This is a genomic window from Chryseobacterium sp. CG10_8, from assembly GCF_058117085.1.
Genome location: NZ_JBYVEB010000193.1, coordinates 1 through 2,751, shown reverse-complemented (window position 1 = coordinate 2,751; position 2,751 = coordinate 1). Strand labels below are relative to the sequence as shown.

4 protein-coding genes are annotated in these 2,751 nt (G+C 30.8%); all 4 read left to right on the top strand.

The window, feature by feature from the left end:
• Positions 1-389 (top strand): DUF6705 family protein (locus AC4AGG_RS16010; protein ID WP_489773024.1); only part of this gene is annotated, 389 nt, incomplete at its 5' end.
• Between the two features lie 324 nt (positions 390-713).
• Positions 714-1,130, top strand: a complete 417-nt coding sequence (locus tag AC4AGG_RS16005) for an SRPBCC family protein (RefSeq protein ID WP_489773023.1) — start codon at positions 714-716, stop codon at positions 1,128-1,130.
• Between the two features lie 3 nt (positions 1,131-1,133).
• Positions 1,134-1,592, top strand: coding sequence for a MarR family winged helix-turn-helix transcriptional regulator (locus AC4AGG_RS16000; protein ID WP_489773022.1), 459 nt, complete (start codon positions 1,134-1,136; stop codon positions 1,590-1,592).
• Positions 1,593-1,808: 216 nt separating this feature from the next.
• Positions 1,809-2,567 carry an alpha/beta hydrolase family protein gene (locus AC4AGG_RS15995; protein WP_489773021.1) on the top strand — a complete coding sequence of 253 codons (759 nt, stop codon included), beginning with the start codon at positions 1,809-1,811 and terminating at the stop codon, positions 2,565-2,567.
• The last annotated feature ends 184 nt before the right edge of the window (positions 2,568-2,751 follow it).

Sequence of the window (2,751 nt, the reverse complement as noted above, 5' to 3'; positions counted from 1 at the left end):
AACAATACAATGGAAGTTATTATGAAGATTTAATTATTGGTGAATTTAAGTACGAAATAGACGGGCTGACCCAACAAAATACTTTGAACAACCTAAATGTCATTTACAACAATCAATTTGCAAAACATGCTATCGCAGGGAGATCTTTGATTGGTATCACTAACAGACAATGGAAATGTCCTCAATGTAACTCGAATGAACAAAGACTTAGAGCTAAAATAAGTGATAGAAGTACGGAAACAAGTGCAGACTTTTTTATGAGAAGAACTTCTATAAATGGACAACAAGTAATGCAGGTTAAAATAGCCAATATTTCAAAATATGTTTTTTCTGAAAATAATTTACAGTTTTCCTTACCACAAGGTGAGTTTACAATGATAAAACAATAAAGCACCACTTCTGCCAACATGGTATTTATACAATGCGGAGCTGAAGTCTTAGTAGAAAGATAAGTTTTATAAAGCCACAAAAACCATTTCCTTTTTACAAATTTTCGTAGTTTAGCAAAAAGAGAAATGGTTTTTGTTTAGTTTTGTGATTATAGAAATATCCTTCTTATTTAGTCCGCACTGCATAAATACTTTTTCGTTATGTGCCATTTTACCGAAACAGCAAAAATCGAAATACTGATTGAAAATTAAAGATTATCTTGCTTATTATAAGTGTACATATTATATTTGCACAGACAATTTTGTCAAGTAAATAATTTTAGTATGTGGACAACAGAAGTAAGTCGTAAAACGACAGCAACAAAAGAGAAAATTTGGAAACTTTGGGCAGACATTCCTAATTGGAATGTTTGGGACAAAGAAGTTGAAACCTCTGAACTTTTTGGACAATTTCAAAAAGAAACAAAAGGTATTTTAAAACCAACAGATGGACCAATAGCAAAATTTGAAATTACCGAACTAACTAACTTGAAGTCTTTTACAAGTAGAAATTTTTTACCACTTTGCAAAATGGACTTTATCCATACTTTGACAGAAACCAATGACGGAATTGAAATTACACACAAGGTTGTAATGACAGGTTTTATGACTTTTTTGTTTTCAAGAGTGATTGGTAGCAAAATCAAAGTTGGACTTCCTATTGCTGTTGAAAAACTCATTGAACTTGCTGAAAAAAAATAAAAAATGGCAAAGACAGATTTTAGTTTTGAAAAGACCGAAGAAAGCACAGGTTTTTTATTGTGGCAAGTAACAAACTTGTGGCAACGAGAAATCAAAAAAGCGTTAGAAAAATACGATTTGACTCATTCGCAATTTGTATTACTTGCAAGTATTCATTGGCTAACATTGGATGGACAAAATGTAACGCAAATTCTGTTATCCAACCATACTAAAATTGACCCAATGACAACTTCAACAGTTTTGAGAACATTACAAACAAAAGGTCTTATAAAACGACAAGAACACAAAACGGATACAAGAGCAAAAACAGTTGGACTTACAGAAATTGGACTTAAAAATATTAAACAAGCAATTAAGACAGTTGAACAATTTGACAAAACGTTCTTTGGCTCACTTGACAACGAAACAAAAGAATTTAATAACAAATTAAATACACTTCTTGAAAATAAAAACGACACATAACAGTGTATTAGCAAAAGCGGGCTTGAATACTCAAATTGAAAATTTGAATATTCTTCGTCGCCACTGCTTTTCAATTCCGTAATATTTTTGTAAGTTTACTTCACCGAAAAAGCATTGGCTTCAGTTGGTCTAAAACTGAACTTTCAGTTCACTTTTCGCCCGCCTTCGCTAATACTTTTTCGTTGTCTGCCATATTACAAAAAATTACGTTTAAGAATGAAATATATAATAATTTTAGCTTTCTCTTTTATATTCATCCAATGTTCCGTAAATAATAAAGTTGCTGAAAATAAATCAGGAAAATTTAAACTTGATACTTTAACATATTTTGACCAAGCAAGAAATCGAAAAATTCCAATCGCAATTTATCAACCAAAAAACACAAAAAATCTAAATCAAATTCCGATAATTTTCAGTCATGGTTGGGGAGAAAATTTAGGTGGAGATTATTTTGTTTACTCATATTTAACAGAATTTTTGGCTTCAAAAGGATATTTTGTTGTTAGTATTCAACATGAACTTCCAACAGATGAAATGTTGGCAATGAATGGAAAATTACAAATCACAAGAAGACCAAATTGGGAAAGAGGTGCACAAAATATATTATTTGCACTTCAAGAAATGAAGAGAAATTATCCAAATCTTAACTATCAAAAACTTGCTTTAATTGGTCATTCAAATGGTGGAGATATGACAGTTTTATTTGCGCATAAATATCCAAATCTCGCTGAAAAAATTATTTCGATGGACAACAGAAGAATGGAATTACCAAGAGTTTCAAAGCCTAAAATTTATACTTTGCGTTCAAATGATTATCCTGCTGATGAAGGTGTATTACCAAACGAAGAAGAGAAAAAGAAATATGGAATTAAGATAGAACTAACCAACATAAATCATAGCAATATGGATAATGATGCAAATTCTGAGGAAAGAGAATATATGAATAAAAAAATTCTTGAATTTCTAACTGAATAAAAATACGTCAGACAACAGTGTATTGCCAATATGCGGGATTGAATACTAAATTGAAGGATTAGTTCTCTTTTGTCGCAAAAAACTTTTCTGTTTCCATTTTTTTAGTAATTTAGTCAACAGAAAATTTTTTTTACTCAGTGCAGTTTTTAATTGAAATCGTAGGTGTAAAAGCCTGCACATCGGC